This window comes from Sphingobacterium sp. UBA6320 (genome assembly GCF_002440335.1).
Lineage (GTDB): Bacteria > Bacteroidota > Bacteroidia > Sphingobacteriales > Sphingobacteriaceae > Sphingobacterium.
Window position 1 is genome coordinate 110,246 of sequence record NZ_DJTA01000008.1, and the last position, 15,741, is coordinate 125,986.

At 34.7% G+C, this 15,741-nt stretch carries 13 protein-coding genes; 10 read left to right on the forward strand and 3 right to left on the reverse strand.

The annotated features are described in order from the left end of the window. Window positions 1–25: 25 nt before the first annotated feature. Window positions 26–499 (reverse strand): hypothetical protein, encoded by a 474-nt coding sequence (locus B3P23_RS04380; RefSeq protein WP_293924754.1) that lies wholly within the window; start codon window positions 497–499, stop codon window positions 26–28. Window positions 500–638: 139 nt separating this feature from the next. Further along, window positions 639–1,463, reverse strand: coding sequence for a KilA-N domain-containing protein (locus B3P23_RS04385; protein WP_293924756.1), 825 nt, complete (start codon window positions 1,461–1,463; stop codon window positions 639–641). 564 nt (window positions 1,464–2,027) lie between these two features. Here B3P23_RS04385 and B3P23_RS04390 point away from each other — a divergent pair. The 4 genes from B3P23_RS04390 (at window position 2,028) to B3P23_RS04405 (ending at window position 5,460) form a co-directional block, all read left to right on the forward strand. Next, window positions 2,028–2,456 (forward strand): hypothetical protein, encoded by a 429-nt coding sequence (locus tag B3P23_RS04390; protein ID WP_293924757.1) that lies wholly within the window; start codon window positions 2,028–2,030, stop codon window positions 2,454–2,456. Between the two features lie 424 nt (window positions 2,457–2,880). Next, the gene (locus tag B3P23_RS04395) at window positions 2,881–3,516 is read left to right on the forward strand and encodes a 4Fe-4S binding protein (protein WP_293924758.1); all 636 of its coding nucleotides are present in this window, start codon (window positions 2,881–2,883) and stop codon (window positions 3,514–3,516) included. Window positions 3,517–3,531: 15 nt separating this feature from the next. Next, window positions 3,532–3,972: a hypothetical protein gene (locus tag B3P23_RS04400; protein ID WP_293924760.1), complete on the forward strand. Its 441-nt coding sequence runs from the start codon at window positions 3,532–3,534 to the stop codon at window positions 3,970–3,972. Between the two features lie 528 nt (window positions 3,973–4,500). After that, entirely contained in the window at window positions 4,501–5,460 is a 960-nt protein-coding gene (locus B3P23_RS04405; protein WP_293924761.1) for an HNH endonuclease, read from the forward strand. A 277-nt stretch (window positions 5,461–5,737) separates the two neighbouring features. On the opposite strand, the gene B3P23_RS04410 is transcribed toward B3P23_RS04405, so the two are convergent. Further along, window positions 5,738–6,655 (reverse strand): Abi family protein, encoded by a 918-nt coding sequence (locus tag B3P23_RS04410; protein WP_293924763.1) that lies wholly within the window; start codon window positions 6,653–6,655, stop codon window positions 5,738–5,740. Window positions 6,656–6,955: 300 nt separating this feature from the next. On the opposite strand from B3P23_RS04410, the gene B3P23_RS04415 reads away from it, so the two are divergent. From B3P23_RS04415 to B3P23_RS04440, 6 genes are all read left to right on the forward strand, one after another. Next, complete coding sequence (locus B3P23_RS04415; RefSeq protein WP_293924764.1) at window positions 6,956–7,282, forward strand: hypothetical protein; 327 nt, start codon at window positions 6,956–6,958, stop codon at window positions 7,280–7,282. Window positions 7,283–7,668: 386 nt separating this feature from the next. Beyond that, complete coding sequence (locus B3P23_RS04420) at window positions 7,669–7,998, forward strand: nucleotide pyrophosphohydrolase (RefSeq protein ID WP_153198232.1); 330 nt, start codon at window positions 7,669–7,671, stop codon at window positions 7,996–7,998. A gap of 1 nt (window position 7,999) precedes the next feature. After that, window positions 8,000–10,234, forward strand: coding sequence for a DNA/RNA helicase domain-containing protein (locus tag B3P23_RS04425; RefSeq protein ID WP_293924765.1), 2,235 nt, complete (start codon window positions 8,000–8,002; stop codon window positions 10,232–10,234). Window positions 10,235–10,372: 138 nt separating this feature from the next. Then, window positions 10,373–10,822, forward strand: a complete 450-nt coding sequence (gene darG, locus B3P23_RS04430) for a type II toxin-antitoxin system antitoxin DNA ADP-ribosyl glycohydrolase DarG (protein ID WP_293924766.1) — start codon at window positions 10,373–10,375, stop codon at window positions 10,820–10,822. 585 nt (window positions 10,823–11,407) lie between these two features. Beyond that, window positions 11,408–13,279 (forward strand): DUF262 domain-containing protein, encoded by a 1,872-nt coding sequence (locus tag B3P23_RS04435; protein ID WP_293924768.1) that lies wholly within the window; start codon window positions 11,408–11,410, stop codon window positions 13,277–13,279. A 5-nt stretch (window positions 13,280–13,284) separates the two neighbouring features. Next, the gene (locus B3P23_RS04440; protein ID WP_293924770.1) at window positions 13,285–15,711 is read left to right on the forward strand and encodes a DUF262 domain-containing protein; all 2,427 of its coding nucleotides are present in this window, start codon (window positions 13,285–13,287) and stop codon (window positions 15,709–15,711) included. The last annotated feature ends 30 nt before the right edge of the window (window positions 15,712–15,741 follow it).

The window sequence follows — 15,741 nt, forward strand, 5'->3', positions numbered from 1 at the left end:
TTTTATTCCAAATTCTTTCAATTTTCTAATTAATCCATCCCCAAATCACTGCGCTAATCAAAAAATAAATTGCAAATGCAGCGATAATAACCCCGATTGCTTTTAAATATTTAAGGTTGCCGTTATCTTCATTTCTCAGTAATTGTAGATTGAGCATAAAGGCAACAGCTCCAATGCCACCACCTAGTGCGCCGCCACCAATAAATACTATGGAAAAAGGCATGACTGCTAATACTGCTTGATACCACTTTAGTTTTTCTACAATATGATGTTTAAGATCATTGATTTCCAGTACAGGTATGATATCTGGAAATGTAGCTTTTGGATATGCTTTCACGATATCTCCATTGTGATCTGGTATTAAAAAAGGTTTTCCCTTTTCAGTGGACCGCTCCACGAGTACTTCGTCTTTGTATAATCTTTGCTTCCCTGTCCAAAAAGACACTTCAATTTGAAAGTTAGAATCAGGGAAGGCAGGTAATGTAAATTGATGTTTCATTTAGTGGGTTATTGTTTTAACAGTTGTGTTTGCGGTTTCTTGTCCAAAAACAGCTGTAATCATTGAAAGAAGGAATACGAGTAATGTTAATTTTTTCATAAATGATTTGGTTTTAATAGGGTTGTTTAGAATTGCTTTTTCAATTCTTCTTCAATTTCTTAACCGCCTCACTTTCCATTAATGATTTCATCTGCATGATTGCCACCTTATTCAATTCAATAAGTCGATCACTTTGTGACGATCCCTGTTGGATCAGTAAAGCATTGATGCTTTCGAGATTGCTCAGCACAACTAGTTGCTCTATTGTTGCATCATCACGCATATTTCCTTTTATAGTTGGGTTGCTTTCTCGCCATTCCTTAGCTGTGGTGCCAAAAAGAGCGGTGTTAAGTAAATCCGCTTCAGTGGCGTATACAAGGCCGGCCTGTTGTTTTGTGATTTCTTTGGGTATTAGATTTGCTTTAATAGCATCAGTATGGATATGGTAATTTACTTTTGCCAATGTTCTTTGCAAGTTCCAATCTAATTTTAATCGATTGTTTTCTTCGTCTTTGAGACGTTGAAATTCATTGACTAAGTATATTTGAAATTCCGGACTTAACCACATAGCAAAATGAAATGCGATATCTTTATGTGCAAATGTTCCACCATACCGTCCAGCCTTTACAAGCATTCCTGTAGCTTGTGTTCTTTCTGTCCATTGCCCTACAGACATAATGAATCTATTTGTTCCGGCTTCTTGGGCAATTACCCCGAATTCGGGGTAATTAAAATTCGAGTTATTTATCTTTTCCCACACACCAAGATATTCTAATGTGTTTTTATTGCTAATCCATTTCCCTATCAGTCCACTACCTTCTCGGAGGGAGGATGTCATATCAGTCAAGTTGATATAATCTGTTTCATTTTGAATGATAACTGATATTTTTGATTCTTTAACTTGTATTGTTTTACTCTTACTCATAATCTACCCGTGTTCATAATTGGTCGTAAGTGCCACTTTTGTGCGGTCTTTGAAAAACCTACTTTAATCTTAGCATCTTCTATTATCTCAGCTGTATATTTTTCTTTGTTTTATTTTCTCCAATATTTTTATTAGCCTTTTTCAACAAATCATCATTGACTGCTCAAATGACCTAAAAAATAACGTCCTAATCAGGTTAAAACTAGCTTATTCCCATACTATGATGGATTATGTTTCCGACTTTTATTCTATTGGTACATCATTAAATGCTCCAACAAAAAGAGGACCGGACGCCTACTTTTTTACTTGAAACTTTAAAAGTACCATCTTTTTTTTAGTAAAGCAAATATTGTTCGTTGCGATTTTATCGTGATACACTCATATTTTAAAAGTCAGTTTTTGTTCTTTAACCGAAAGAGTGCATTACTGATGACCATATTATAACTACTTGACGAAGACGTAAAAGTGCTTTTTCATTCTTTATTTTTTAACCTGGTTTTCCTTAATGCCCAACCTATGTTCAAATAGTACGGTTTTAAGGCTGCCAATTTAAACTATTTTAAAATGCAAAATACTTGCAACTGGGACAGCTATGCGCTGACCTTAAGAGAAGAAATGTCTTCGTATCTGAGTGAAAATCCGGTCTACCTTATTAAAAAACGAACTATGATCACACCAGTACCAAAACAAAAATCTAAAAAGCCTACATCCGTCAGATCCAGATGTCGTGTACCTCATGTGCGCCTTTCTATCGTAGCGCAAAGACCTAAAGATTTGTACTATTCGCTATTGTTTCCGTCGGTAGAAAAGACCGATGCCTATATCACCATTGTGAGCAATGCACGAAAAGATATACTCCGGATCACGATGGTCTGCATGGTCGTCTATGAAAGCTACCTATTTGCTTTGGGGCTACCATACAACTTTCCTAAAGAACAGATTATCGTTTTTTGGGCACGACCGAGCCAAATATATTCCTTGTCGATCCTGTGAGTATGGTGAAAAGCTGATCTACTACTATGAACTCAGCGTACCTGCTGATACCGCTTTAGAACAGTATCAGCAACGGATCTGCAATGACCTGAATGATCACTTTCAATTGGATGTCAAAGTTGAGCAGCTCTCATCGTCACAGATAGCAGATCGATCACTACTGAAAATGTCGAGTCGCTAGCACTCAACCAGGACGAGCAGCCGGCGATGATCATGAGAGCGAGACGGATGGTCTAAAAAAACAAGAATCAAAACAAATAGGGAGTAGTATTTATTCGATACAGAGTGATAATTATGGACAGGCTTTAAAAACATCTACAATTGAAAAATCAAGAAGATATAATGAGAAAACCAAAGTTTTTACTTTAGAGTATTCAATCTTACACAGAGACATTTTTGATATAAAAGATATAAATTTAGCATAATGGCGGTATTTAAGGTTGCTTATTCACAGTGTACTGGCTGTGGCTTTTGCAGAGAATCGTGTGGTCCAGACGCATTACGCGTAACCGAGGGATATATAAATGGCAAATTAAATACAATTAAAGCGTTTATTAAAGAAGCAGATTGTATAGGCTGTGGTCTTTGTGTCGTCATATGTCCGTTTGGTGCTATATACGATGAGGATAATTTTCCAAAAAATGAATTTTCTACTAGAATCCCAGAAGGTTATGATGAAAATTTTCTTAACATTAGAGAAAGATTTAGTGTTGCTGCATTAAGAGATATTGTTGATAAAGCAGGGTTAGCGAGCGGTCTTCAGTCTTTAAGCCATGCCGCTATTACTAAATTCATCAAATTAACTGGTGGAGTAGATATATCTCCTGTATTTGAAAAAGCGTTGAAATATAATGTGCTTCATAAATTAGCCTTTGCAGGAACAATTGTTAATGGTTATGAAGTAATAGTTGCTCTTTCTGATGGTGAAATTACGGATGATGATATGATAGATGCTACTAAATTTATATTTTTGGATGCTTTGACTTATGTCCCTGGTCCTATAGGATTACTTATGATAGGTCTTTCTGTCGGCGTAACTTTTGTCACAAATAGTAAATAATGGAAATTTAATAAAATGGTGAAATCAAAATTGGGTATCGGGTTCTATTGTATTTTGTTTGGAATAATAGCAGCAATTGCGTTATTTATCTGTGTAATATATACTAATTTACAATATGGTGAAGTTTATTTTAAGTCTTTCAAATGGTATTATTATTTGTTAATGCCTGTAGGGCTTTATGCTTTTTATATAGCGTTACAAACACCATATTCTGTTGAGCTCAATGGTCGTGTACTAACGGTAAAATCAGTTTTCAAAAATTATCATTTTGACTTCAACATCCAGTCCGATATACAGGTTTACGAGGAAAAAGAATTTTCTAAATTAGGTACATTTCACAGACTTGTTATTCACGATCCCAGCAGTTCAACCGTAAGTTTTACTGAATTTTCTCTTAGAAATTACAGATCATTCCGCGATGAAATTAATCGTTTTCAAGAAATATTAACACGTTAAATCTTTGCGATTTACGATAACTTATTAATAATTTCATCAAGCAATATTTCTTACTTGGCTTGTAGTCAGTGCCTTATTTAGTAAATAGATGGGCATTGACTAATTTACGCGTTTTGGCAGATCAGCTTCCGCCCATTCGTAATTTAATAATTCCGATGTGTCTACCCATATTGCTGACTATGTTTTGTGGGCACTACTTTACCAAATTCCCATTTGCAGCTAAAAGGATAGAGGCATATGTCAAAATCAGATTATTAATGCTCTACAGGATTCAGCGCACGGTCAATGGTAATGATCATACCCAGTTCTTCTTTAACTTCTCTTTGTAGACAATCTTCCTTCGATTCACCATGTTATATCTTGCCTCCCGGAAATTCCCATTTCATCGGAAGTTTCATCATCGAAGAACATTGACAGATCAACACTTTATTGTTATGTTTAATTATAGCACAGGTTACTTATAGCATCGTGTTTATAGGTAATGAAACTCTCTCATATTTTACTTTGCATTTCCTATCTTTGACCTACATGAGCAATCTGAGCCTATATCTAAAAGCATTTGCAAGATTAAAACAAGGGATTACCAAATATGGTAAAGCACCTCATAAACCAGTTTTTCTATTAACTCTGATTGAGTTAATAGAAAAAGGCTTGGATAATGACAATCATTTTCTTGTCAATGCAGATCTTGTAGGTCTTTTTCAGGAGAATTGGCGGATGTTGGTTACCACAGCACATCAGCCCGATTTTACTCAGCCATTTTATTATCTGCAGAGCGATCAGGTCGATGGACAGTCTTTTTGGTTTATCCATACTCACCATGGAGCTCCTATGCAAGCTCATATCAAAAGCGTTAGTACATTAGCATCCATTGTTGCTTACGGAAGTCTTTCACCTCAATTATACGCATTATTGCAATCGCTTGAAAATAGGAAATTAATCCGAAATTCTATTTTGGCGCATTATTTCCCTAACCAACTTCAATATTATTACGAGCATAAAAAAATCGGGGATGGGTATTATCACGATCTGCAGGCTTTGGTACTCAATGATCCCGAAGTTAAGTATAAACATATGGTGATTCATACAGAAGAAGATGTATTTATACGATCACACCTTTTCAAAAGATATATCCCCCAGTTGTATCAGGATACCTGTGCGATGACGGGTATGCAGCTGCGGTCTACGTACAATCACAATTTTATTGATGCTTGTCATATTGTACCATTTTCTATTTCGCACGATGATAAGGTCACCAATGGACTTGCATTATGTCCCAATTTGCATAGGGCTTTTGATCGTGGCTTGGTTTCCGTAGATCAAGATTATCGTATTTTGGTTTCAAGACATATATGCGAACTTGGAGAGCATCCCTATAGTCTCAAAAAATTAGAAGGAACTAAAATTATAATACCAAAAACTGAACAATACCATCCATCACAGGAAAATCTAGCATGGCATAGGAGCAAAGTATTTAAAGAAAAGTAGACTTTTATTTTTAAAAGACTAAATCAAGGAAATGCATGGATCTGATCCTCATCATTCGTTAAAAAATAATCTTCATTACAAATTGTATCGATGTCAAAATCATAGAGTCTAAATCCTGGAATGGTCAAAGGTTATACGCATTCTAGTTTTTTTTGTTCAAAACATGTTTTTAGCGAAATTTCATCCATATTCTTCCTCAAACGTTCATCCCAGCAAGATCACCATTTCCCATGTTTTTGAAGCCCAATATTGATCTCTATGAGAAAGTTCAATTGCTCTATCTTTTAAAATAGCTATTTCCAAAGAGCTTCTTCTTCCCCTTTTCTTTTAAACCTAATGCATTTGGATCAACATTTGGGTATTTATCTAATAGCATTCTTAATTGGAGGGTAAATGAGTTTTCCGGTTGAACGACATTTAATAGATATTTCATGCAGCATAAATGGATATAAAGAAATTGAAATTCATGTGGCTTCGGCACATTCTGAATCCATGAATGGGGCGGATTACTCAAAAGTTTTGGACTTCCAGGTAAATTTCTATTCCATAGTCTACTGTGATGAGCACAATAATTTCTTATTTGAGCAATAGACTGAAGCCAGCTTGGCAGATAAGTATGGTTAACAGTACCGAATTCTTTAGCAATGATATCTTTAGAAACAACATCATTCTTTAAGTTTCCATATAATTTTGATAAAGCGCCAAAACTTGTTTGTTCTAAAGATTTCCAAGAAGGGGGGAAGCGTCCATCATCTTTATGTTTCTTTTTGTGTTCCTTTATAAATATATCTTTTGATCTATCAATTTCTCCTTCTAGAACAGCTAAAGTTTTCACAAGATCACTAGCATTCTGAAAAATATTGAAATTTTGAAACCACCAAGGGTCAAACTCATGAGAAAGATGATAGATCAATTTGGTTCTTAAGCTTATTTCAAGTTTTTCAATAACATCAAATAATAATATTCTCAATTCTCTATCAAAATTATATAATGCCAGTACATCACTAAATTTAGCATTTGATTTGAACTTGTGAGCAATCTTATCTTCCTGCATGGGCCACCAGTAGCCAGCAAGTCTGTAATAACTGATATGAGATAAATAATGTTGTATATTGTCCGATTCAGAGATAAATAATCCGCGATCTTTTAATTGTTGAACTTGATCATCTATCGTGAAAGGTTTCTTTTCATACATAGAATGTGGCTTAAAAAAGGTCTATAAAACAAAAGACACGCCCTGGGACGCTGTTCTTATGGGTAGCGTGGCGTGTACTGTTAGTACAAATATAAGCATCTATTTACTATTTTACAAATTAAAAATTAAATTGTTTTAGGCAAAAGGCATAAAATCAGTTGATGATACGGTTTAAGAATAATAGTGCTTTCCAATAAGTATTTATTCACAGTTGTTTCTTAAGAAAGAGGAAAAAAAATAAATTATATTTGAGCATATAAACTAAATATTCGACAGATTATTTAAGTTTGATTAATAAACTTGAAAAGGGAGAATATGACCTATTTGAATACACTAAAATATTGGCGCAACTCATTAGCAGACGCCAGTCGACCAGCGATTAAATTGAAGGAGGGCAAAGTTTCCTATTACTTTGCAGAGTTACCTGATGTAAATTTACAGTTGGGACGTGTAGATGATAAGTTGGCTACACAAATAATTTCTGTAGAGAGTCACAAAGTAAATAATCAGAAGGGTATAAAAGATGAAAAAGATGCAGATTGGATTCAGTTAAAACAAGTCTCTGTTCTTATCAGTCCATTTCTTATCAACAGTAAATTTGCACATAATAAAAGCATTCAGGATTGATACACATACGATACAGTTTGGATATCAGCCTAAGTATGATCAGTTTGGTATTACACACATACTTGGAAATTCTGTGAAAATAGTTTATAATTCACCAATTCACAGACATAAATTTGTCATCAAAGTATATGAACAGGAAGAGTTTTTTGAGACTAGTCTAGATAAAACTATTCAATTTATTATAGATTATTATTTTTCTTAGCGTATAATTCGCTATAAAGCGCGTTGTAGATCATTCCAGATCATTGACAGGATATGTCGATACTCTGGAATTTTATATACGTTATGATTCAAACTATGTAATCTATTTATTCCATCCCTAATTGTATTTCAAACAATATTTCAGATATTTGGGTAGTACCCAACAGTAGTTAAAAGATTTTATCATGTCCGACATTCAACAATTATTAGAGCAGATCCGTCAGTTTAGAGATGCGCGAGATTGGGAGCAATTTCACAATTCCAAAGATCTAGCTTTGGCATTGAGTATTGAAGCATCCGAACTTCTGGAGCTTTTCTTGTGGAAAGGCAATGAAGATGCTGATCCGGATAAACTCAAAAAAGAATTAGCCGATGTTTTGATGTACGCGCTGTTGCTTGCCGATAAGCATGGTTTAGATGTGAAAGAGATCGTGGAGGAAAAGATGAAACTGAATAACGAAAAATACCCGGTGGAGAAAGCCAAAGGAACGGCAAAGAAATATAACGAATTATAGCATGTCACCATTCGATATTAACGAAGTACATATCATCCCAGTACGACCAACGGGGGAGGTGCAAGGCGAGTTTGATGACGAACTCGATCTCTACAATAGCGCGCTGGTATACCTGCTCAATGATAAAAAATCCATTTATATCGGCGAATCTATCAATATCAAGAATCGTTTTTCCAATCATAATGGACACCTGGTCAAGAAAGACTTATTGAGCAGACATGTTATATTTTCTCACCTGTTTAATAAATCAGTAACCCTTCATCTAGAAGCATTTCTGATCAATCATTTTTCCGCAGAGAAAGGGTTGACGCTTGTCAATGCCAATCTCGGTAATAACGGACACTACTACCACCGTAAGAAAGAGTATGAACTGTTGTTTCCGCAGATCTGGAATCAACTTGAAGAACTGCATATCGCACGTACCTCATTCGAGGAAATCATCAATAGCAATGTCTTTAAATATTCACCCTATAAGAGTCTCAACCTTGATCAGCAGCAAGCCGTACTTGCCTGTTTAGAGACTTTAGTGGAGGATAAAAAAGGAATATTTATACAAGGGAATGCCGGCACAGGTAAGACCATTATAGCCATTTATGTACTCAAGCTCCTGGTGACACCGATCCGCTATTTTGAACAGTTTGAGATGGAAGATGAGTTCTCTGTAGCAGCTTTCACCCTGCTGAAGCGATACCGTGAGCAGCATGGCATTACAGAAACAAATGAAGACCAGCTCAAAGATCAGATCGCTATCGTTGTATCGATGACTTCACTGCGCAGTACCCTGCAAAAAGTTTTTAGAGCCATCGATCAGCTAAGTGCCAGTATGGTCATATCACCTACAGATCTTTCAAAACGGAGTTATAAAGTCGTTCTGGTAGACGAGGCACACCGTCTCCGTCGACGGAAGAACATCTCCGGATATGGAGATTTTGATAAAAGTAATATACGACTTGATTTAGATGTCCACACCGGAACGGAGTTGGACTGGATCGTGAAGCAATCCGAAAATCAGATATTCTTTTACGACAGCAACCAGTCTATACGACCGACAGATCTACCACCATCATATTTTGAAGATTTAAAAAACTCTGCGGCCTATAAAACGGTCTGTCTGCATACACAGATCCGTTCCGAAGGCGGCGATCTGTTTACCGATTTTGTCCATCGCTTATTTGACTTGGATCTATTGCCTCAAGAGCGGTTCGAATCCAAAGGATTTGAACTGAAGCTCTACGAAAGCTTTGTCGATATGCGTGAGCAGATATTTCAACGAGAAGCAGAAGTAGGTATATCCAGATTAGTAGCCGGCTTTAGCTGGGAATACAAGACTAAAAATAAAAAGAATAGGCATCTCTATGATATGACTATCGAAGGCGTTGATCTACGTTGGAATTCCACAGCAAAAGACTGGATAAATTCCAAAGATGCCATACATGAAATCGGGAGTATCCATACCGTCTTTGGCAATGACCTCAATTATATCGCTATTGTCTTTGGTAAAGAAATCGATTATGACCCGATCAATCATAAGATCACAGTAGATCGTGACCAGTACAAAGACACCAACGGAAAGAATAATACCAGTGAACTTGATTTACTGTTCTATGTCAAAAATGTATATAAAACTTTAATGTTTCGCGGGATCCGTGGAGTCTATCTCTATGCCATCAATCCTAATCTCAAAGATTATTTAAGTCAGTATATGGACGTGGTCAAGCGCTCAGATGATAGCGATTCAACTCTTGCCCCAGCTTATGTCATTAGCGATTTCCAGACAGCAGGTAGTATCCCATATTACGATCTTGAGATTGCGGCAGGTAGTTTTTCCGAGCTTCAACAGGCCGAAGAGATTACTTATATCCAGATTGAAGGGACGACCATCGACCCAGATCGCTATTTTGCCTGTAGGGTAGTAGGAGAGTCTATGAATCAGATGATCCCCAATGGCTCTATCTGTCTCTTTGAGAAGTATCAAGGAGGTTCTCGCAATGGATTAATCTGTCTAGTCGAGTCCAATGAATTTATTGATAGCGAATTTGGAGCTCATTATACCATTAAGAAGTATAGCAGTAAGAAAACGGTCAGTGAAGAGGGGTGGGAGCACCAAGAGATCATACTTTTACCCATGTCCAATGACGATTCTTTTCAACCTATTGCACTTCGCGATCAGGAGTTGTTGGATTTAAAAGTGGTGGGCGTGTTTAAGAGGGTGTTATTTCTCGGTGAAATCAGCTAGAAAAATTTGGACAAGCCAAGATAATTATAAATATATTTTTCTACGTAAATGATGCAATAACCTCAAAAGGTTTTATAGAAAACTGAAGGATACTTCACCAAAATAAAGGAAGTCGATACATAAAAATACATTACTAAGATGATTAAATTTTTAAAGGGAGATTTACTGAAGTCAGATGCCGAGGCATTGGTCAATGCTGTTAATACAGTAGGCGTTATGGGAAAAGGGATTGCTTTGCAATTTAAAAATCAATATCCTACAAACTATAAGGTATATAAAGAGGCTTGTAAAAAGGGGGAATTAAGTATCGGGAAGATTCTAGTTGTGAAGGAAGGTGATTTGATAAATGAAAAATTCATTGTCAATTTTCCTACTAAGCAGCACTGGAGAAATTCGTCAGAGATTTCTTATATCCACGATGGATTAATAGCCTTACAGAAAGCTATTAAAGAATATGATATTCAAAGTATCGCTATTCCTCCTTTAGGCTGTGGACATGGCGGATTAGATTGGGATGTGGTGAAGCCAATGATTATTGAGGCACTTCAAGATCTTGATATCCATATTGATATTTACGAACCTGGTTAAGCTTGTTTTTTTGAGCAAGCTACCTTCATTTTTTGTTTACAAAATTTATCATTACAAAAGCGTCTAAATTAATATCAACCAACAGCCATTTTAGCAGAAGCTGTCCATAAGTATTCGGGAATCGGTTCTTCCAATTTCCAAGTGATCGACATTGGCTTAGAGCCCTGGTGTTTGACAAAATTACCAAGCCCCACAAATACATAACCGGCAGTATTTTACATAGTTTTTATAATCTCAGCAATAAATCCCATTTACAATATGATAGTGACGATAATAATCAGTATTATGGAAAGTGGCTAATGTACAAGTGAATGATTGGATGGAGTACTCGAACAAATAAAAAATGCAGTCACGAATATTACTAAAAGATTGTTTTTTTTCGTTAAAATACGGTTTCCCGTATTAGTAAATAGCTAGTTTCTGTATTTTCGCGATCTATAGTAGGGTTGCTCTATCTTATGTTTTTTTATATTAATTAGATCTGGCTCTAACACTTGTCAGCTTGTTAATAAAGGCATATTTTGATTATCAAAAAAGAATATCCAAACTTACATACGCGAAACCTGGACTACAAGTTATTTTTATATGAAGGATTTTATTTATAATGTTAATTCTATTTTCAAGGAAGATTTCTTTAAAATATTTGGTGTAACTGGTTTTTATATTGGAGCATATCAACGTGGTTATAAATGGAAATCATCAACTAAAAATGATCAAGTCCCTCAACTGCTTCTAGACACGTATGATGCTTATGTAAGTAATGCGCCTGAATATTATTTACAATATATAACAGTAAAAAAAAGTGCTCAAGATCGTCGTATGTTGGAGGTGGTGGATGGCCAGCAACGACTCACTACCATCAACTTACTTTTGTATGTAATAAAAGCTCAATACCCCAGCAGTTTCGATAATATTGCAGAAGACAAACTGTCTTTCGAGCGGTATAAAGGTCGAGATATATTCGACGAAATTCTTACATTAACAGAAGACAATATCCTTTTGAAAGAACATCAAGATCTGTTTTACCTTTATCACGCTAAGGTTTGTATTATTAAATTTTTAAATGCTATTGGTGAGGAGGATGTTCGAGGATATTATAATTACTTCCTAAATGATGTTAAAATTATCATAAATCTTGAAGATGAGTTTACATCAGCAGAAGAAATTTTTTCAAATCTTAATAACAACAAAGTTGATTTGACCAATTATGAATTGATCAAAGGATTACTTTTTACCAAATCAACTCGCAACGAAACCATGTATCAATCATTTGTGGAAATACAAGAAGAACGTAATCGTATTGCAAACAAATGGGATAGCATCAATAATTGGTTTATGCATGAAGAACGAAACATGTTGTTTTTTGATAAATTCAGAATGAAAAATAATAAGGAAGAGAAAAAAGGGATCAATTCCATTTTACATCTTGCTGAGCCTATCGTTTTAGAAAAAATAGATCAAAATTTGATATCCGAGAAGTTCTTATATGAAAATCACGGTGAAAAAGGAAGTGAAAATGAATTTGAATTGTTTAATCTATACAATGATTCTATCTCTACACACGAACAAGCTCATGGTAAACTTGTCGAAATACAACAGATTAGCAAGCGCTTGTCGAATTGGTATGAAGACAACGAGCTTTATAATCTCATTGGTTATTATGTTTATTGCGGAGGCAATATTAAGACGATATACCAATTAGGAAAATCAGACTTGCTTGATGAATTATATAAGTTTATCGTAAAATCTATCCTAAAGGTTGAAGAATCTAATCTACGTACTAGTAATATCCATCGTTTTTATAATAAAACGGATCTAACCAATCAAGTAGCAAATCTTGATTATCTCAATGATCGTAAATTGTTGAATAAAATTTTTTTAGCAATAAATGTATTCCCACTTATTAACAAGTCTGGTAATCTTCAAATTGATTTTTCAACAAGATTTAATTTTGATGTATTTCGTAAACAAAAATGGACCATTGAACATATTTATCCTCAAAATCTTGATACTAGTGAGTGCGATGAATTAGAGTTCAAAGAATGGTTCATTCAAAAAGCTTCGGAAAAAGGAGAAGTTGAACTTTTAAAAAAGCTAAAGCTGGGCATTCGATTAACTAAAAATGAACGAAATAAATTAGCAACTTCAGAAGTCGAAGAACATACCATCGGTAATTTGACTCTATTAAGATCTGACGATAATAGCGCACTAAGTAATTGCATTTTTCCTTTAAAGCGCATTTTGCTATTAGATCGTATAGCCAAAGGATCTTTTGTACCTCCACACACTGTTAAAATTGTTTCAAAAATCTTGACAAATGTAGATACCGACAATGACAAAAAGTTTACATTTTCTAAAAACTTGGATGATTGGAATATTCAAGATTGTGAGGCAAATAGTATATGGATTCAAAACTGTTATAGTCATCTAGTATTGCTGTTAAATAAAAATAAATAAAGAAGATGAAAACAGGTAGATATAGTTTACAAGAACTACTTTCACATAATGAGATCGAGCAATTTGTAATACCCGAGTTGCAGCGAGACTACGTTTGGTCAGCTACGCAGGTTAATGGTTTGTTGGAGAGTGTTATGCAGCGTTTTGATACTAAAGACGCTAGTAGGTTACGTATCTATGATCAAGATAGACTGATCAATGATGCGGGAACTATTGAATATTTATCCAAAGAATTTAATCGATTAAAATACAAGCTCAAATTGGGTTTTCTATACGCATATCACGATAAGGAATTTCCTGGAAGATTTTTTCTGATTGATGGTCAACAGCGGATAACTACTCTTTATTTGCTACTGATGGCACTTTATGTTAGAGCTGGGTTGAGTACAAAATTTGCAGAACAGTATTTCGTCAATGGATTACCAAAAGTTGATTATAAAGTTCGTGAATCAGCACATGATTTTCTGTTACTATTCATCAATGATGTGCTGAATCAAAAAGACGTAGTAAAAAATCCAAACTACTTTGAAAATGAGTATAAGTATGATAAGACCGTAAACAATCTGAAGAATAACTTCAACTTGATTGTATCGTATCTCTCGAAAAAGAAAGAGTTAGATAATGAGCAACTTATTGATTACGTAGAGAATTATGTTGAGTTTAATTATTTTGATACCAATTTAAGCAGCCAGGGAGAGAAGTTATATCTCTATATGAACAGTAGAGGGGCCAAGTTATCTTCGCAAGAATTATTACGAGCCAAACTAATTGAGAAGATTGATAAATCTGAAGAAAAAATTAAAGCAGGCGAAAAGTGGGAGGAATGGCAAGATTTCTTTTTCAGAAATAAGTGTGATAATGAAAACGCTGATCTCGGATTTGAACATTTCTTAACGCTTGTCACAATTTTAAAGAAACAAAGGGATAGGGTCTTGACGATCAATGATTTGGGTTTTTTGAAAGCAGATGATGATGATATGAAAAAATATCAAGTCATGAATCTTGATATTGCTTTTATAGAAGAATCATTTTTGGCATTAAAAAGATGTCTATTTGAAGGAATGGACAATGAAATTTATCGTGAAGAATATTTTACAGAGAGTAGGTCCAAGCTTAATAAACTGTTTCGTTATCTGCCCTGTTTGTATTTTCAATTATTTTTTCAAGATCAACATGTTGCGATATCCGATGCCGATTTTGATAAGTTTAGATTATTTATACTAAATCAATCGCACAGCAGTGAGGTGGCAAATAAAACGACGGAAAGTATTTTTAAAGCGTTAAATTTTGTTGATCAATTAATAGACCCTGATTTAGGAAAACATTTAGAGTTAGTTGGAAAGGCATATGGTGACCATGAGGAACATAAGTTGATATGGCTAACAGATCCATCCATAAATATTGAATTGTATAACTTCCTAAAAATAACATATTTCGACTATAATTTAAACGAGTTTCTAGAAGGAGAGACTAGGTTACTCTTTCATCAAGCTGAGCAGTATGATATAAATGGACTTTTCGATTTTAATCTATTAGGTCGGATAGTTTCCAAGTTGAAATTGATGTTCTTTACCGATATTGTGGATGGTATAGAAACTAGCCTATCTTCCAGCAATAGATCAAGTAGGCTATTACGCAGATATTTTTTATCATACTTTGATTACGTTGACAATTCAAAAACAAGCTATGGGGGAATTCGTTACAGTTTGATTGTTGACGGAAGGTTTTGGCTAAATCGAATCTGTTTTAATTCCAATTTCGATAAAGTGATGAAAGATTGGTTAGACGACGATATCACATCATTATATGAAAGCTTTAATTCCAGGATCGATAAGATGATTAATACAGATTGGCGCTATTATTTCTGTATTGAGGAGGATCTATTGAATACTTGTGGTAGTATGAGTTTTGCCGGTAAGTTGTCACTAAATGATGTATCCAATGTCATATTAATGAAAGGAGTGGCATCATCAAGTTCAGATCGATATTTAGCCTGTACATTTTTCACAAGCTATTGCCGCCGCTCGGGGACAATTTATCAATTTGAGCACTATGAACGCAGTGTTTGTTATATAGATCTTGTAAAAAAGGATAATCGAATTATAAAGAGCACCAGTAACAATCCTAATTCGTTAGCGATTGATTTAGTTTATTCACGTAATAAATCTTGGGATATATCTGTTTTTTATAGAAATTCTGATATTAGATCTTTTAATTCTGATGCTGGTTGGTTTAATTTTGGTATTGAAGAACGAGAAGTTCGATTTACCAAAGAGCGATTCAAGTTTAATTACGATGATGATCTAGATTTGGAAATAAATACAAGCAGGTTTTATAAACATGTTGAAGGTGTCATTCATGAGCTTGATAAAAACGGCTTTATCAAGGAGCAGATGAATAAAGAATTATCTTTTACCCTTACTTTAAACTAAGTTAAAATTAAATATAACCATTTTTAAAAA